Here is a 3,009-nt window from a genome sequence, read left to right on the forward strand (position 1 = left end):
CAACATGCGAAGGATAAAAATAATCCGCTTTATTTTGTTGTGTTCCCTCAAGCCGATTCTGCTATCTCAGAACTTCTGGTAGCAGGCTATCAGAAGTTTATGGAAAATAACTTTTGGGGTTTGACCAATTCAACACAAGAAGCAAAAGATTTGATGTATAGCTATGGTCTTACAGGATTAGAACTTTATGGACATAGTCGCGGGACAATGACATTGGGGAATATGCTGAATTCTTTCAAACAAGAAGGTGTTCACGGTATAGCCGACAACACGAATATCAATTTCTATGGACCCGCCTTTAATGTTTTAGTTGCATCCGGTCTGTTAGGTTATGTGAGTGATGGCAAACAAACCACTATTGGTTTTGATGGGAATAGATATGACTTTGTAAGCAGAATTATTGGCGGCAATGGCTATACCTACGGGATACTCCCTGCCGGTAGTAACTGGTGGAAAGAATGGTGGAGAGTGATCATGAATCCCATAAGCTCCCATACTTGTCTTGGAGATGCGAGTCCACAATGTAGATATAATTATGGCACATCTCATCTAGAACAAAAACCTTGAATTAGATCATGGAGGAAAAAATGAAACAAACCTTAAAATTATTAAGCGCTGTAACTTTGTTCAGTATAGCCGGATGTCAATTTAACAAACCTCCTCTAGGAGAGGTGGCAGCGTGGAAGAAACCAGGAGCAGATTTTACAGAGGTAGGAAAAGCCTTGTTAGAATGTGGAATGCCAACTCCTTATTATACCGATCCAGAAAGCAGAAAGCTGAGTAACAATGCATGGGCAACAATTCATGCTTGTATGGTTCAATCAGGTTTCCATTATGAAAATGAACATGAGGGAGGATGGTGTTATACTTTTAGAGCCGAAAATCTCCCGATTTGTCGTCCAGGTGCTGTGATCCCGAGGCCCAGTGTCAAGAAGCGCTTAAACAGCCCTTTTTGTAAAAAATATAAAAACAGTCGTAAATGCCAGCCTTAATTTTTGCTGCTGATGGTAATCAACCCCCATCCTTGTTTTTGCTTGGAATGGGGGATTGTTTTCTCAATCCACTATCTCAATATTGTTCACCGCTGTTTAAACAGTGGTGACAGAAAATATCACCAGGCTTACGGGCCTTCTTATCGCAAATAAATCCACTGAAAGAGGGGAAAATGAAGAAAATCTTAAAACTATTGAGTTGCATGGCTCTGTTAAGTATCGCTGGATGTATTAACCAACCTCCTCCATCAACTTTAGCATTATGGGAAAAGCCAGGTGTCGATAAAGCGATGATCCAACAATCCTTATCAAAATGTGGCTGGAAACCGGTTTATGCTTCTTCCAGTAATATGAATTCGTATGTCAATGAATTTGTCTCAGTGTATGAATGCATGAAAAAAGCAGGCTTCCGGTATAAATTGCAGGATTCAAGGGGGATTTATTTTACACAACCTCCGAAAAGTGACTCGTTCCTAACCGATCTCATGATAGCTGGATATCAGCAATTTATGGATAATGACACTTTTGGTCTCAGCAATACGAGCAAGAAGGAACGGGCCATGATAGCGCATTTTGAGAATGAAAGAAAACGTCAACAAACAAAAAAAGCTTTACAAAAGCGACCATCCAAGCGTCCTATCCATCCTTAAAAAGAGAGTTGGACAAAAGCACGAATGATGTAGGGTGCCAAAGCATTGCCCTCCTTTATCCACGCGGGTGGCAGTTTAAATCTGGTGGTCAATCAACTCAACAACACGGCAAATGAAGGTTCGATTACAGGATATGACTGTGCTATCTGGTCAAGATATCCATATGGCTGCTTCCGATATAGATGCCAAGGGCAATGTTGCTCTTGGCGCCCAAGGGGAGGTAACAATAGGGGTAAGAAACGATGAAGTGGAGTATCATCTTCGCACCAAAAACACGAAAGTGGATATGCAAGCCTCTCATGCCGTTGGCTCTTCGATAAAATCGGGAGGTGACACCACTGTCATTGCAGGGCAGGATGGCAAACCACATGATCTTAGCATCACAGGCAGTTCCATTGCGGCTGATGGCAAGGTAGGGCTGAAAGCCAGCAACGATGTCCTGATCAATAATGCAGAGGATAGCTTACATTATGAGATGTCGTACCATAAAGACGGTGGAGCATTTAGTAGCAGTAAATCTGAGCATAACAAGATGGATGTGCGCCAAGTTGTGGGGTCAAGCATAACAGGGGGTGAAGGCATTGCCATTGATTCCGGAAACAACACGGAAGTTGTAGCCTCGACGCTCATAGCCGGTAAGGCAGAGGAAACGTCAGGAGAGAAAGCACCAGGAGAACAGAAACAAGCGGATATTACCATTCACTCTGGGGGAAAGATTACTATAAAAGGCGCCCAAGAACACTTGGATCAGCAAGCACAATCGTCATCAAGTGGCTTTTTGCATGAGAAATCGTCCGATACATCTCAATCGCATACCACAACGGTCTCCTCTATCCTTGGGGCAACGGGCAACATTATCACGCAATCAGACAAAGAGACCACAATCACGGCTTCTCATCTTCTTTCCGGTCAAGATATCAATGTGAGCGGAGAAAATGTGACGATTGATGGCATGACAAATCATCATAAAAGCCATTCAGAGGAGCATGAAACAGGTTTTGGTGTGGGATCAGGCAAGGGCTTTGTGTCGATATACGGGAGTGAGGGAAAGACAGAAAATGAAGAGAGTTTTGAGCATCAAGGTTCTTCTCTCAATGCGGATGGTACGATCACCATCACTGCCAAGAAAAAAGATGTGAAAATTGTTGGCTCTGATCTTGCAGGGGAAAATGTTAATCTTACCGCAGCGCATGATGTGAATGTTTCACCTGGTCATAATAGCCATTCCTCAAGCTCAAAGGAAGAACGTACAGGCTTTGGCATTCAGTTTGAAAAGAGCAACAGCGGTGTTTCTGTAGGTGTTGGAATTGCAAGCGCCAAAGATACGGGCGATCAATGGGAAACCACTTCCACACAATCACACATCA

Annotated in this window: 2 protein-coding genes and 2 pseudogenes; all 4 read left to right on the plus strand. The window is 43.0% G+C overall.

What is annotated here, in order from left to right:
- A pseudogene (locus ACFIL3_RS09470) lies at positions 1-567 on the plus strand (filamentous hemagglutinin); the annotation flags it as partial.
- Positions 568-587: 20 nt separating this feature from the next.
- Positions 588-992, plus strand: a complete 405-nt coding sequence (locus tag ACFIL3_RS09475) for a hypothetical protein (protein ID WP_375675728.1) — start codon at positions 588-590, stop codon at positions 990-992.
- A 173-nt stretch (positions 993-1,165) separates the two neighbouring features.
- Complete coding sequence (locus ACFIL3_RS09480) at positions 1,166-1,642, plus strand: hypothetical protein (RefSeq protein WP_375675726.1); 477 nt, start codon at positions 1,166-1,168, stop codon at positions 1,640-1,642.
- Between the two features lie 127 nt (positions 1,643-1,769).
- A pseudogene (locus tag ACFIL3_RS09485) lies at positions 1,770-3,009 on the plus strand (hemagglutinin repeat-containing protein); the annotation flags it as partial.

Source organism: Bartonella sp. CE47NXGY, from assembly GCF_042195415.1.
Lineage (GTDB): Bacteria > Pseudomonadota > Alphaproteobacteria > Rhizobiales > Rhizobiaceae > Bartonella.

What these genes read in the sequence shown, in the direction of transcription:
- ACFIL3_RS09480 (WP_375675726.1), top strand. Translation starts at nt 1,166, where the DNA reads ATGAAGAAAATCTTAAAACTATTGAGTTGCATGGCTCTGTTAAGTATC.
- ACFIL3_RS09475 (WP_375675728.1), top strand. Translation starts at nt 588, where the DNA reads ATGAAACAAACCTTAAAATTATTAAGCGCTGTAACTTTGTTCAGTATA.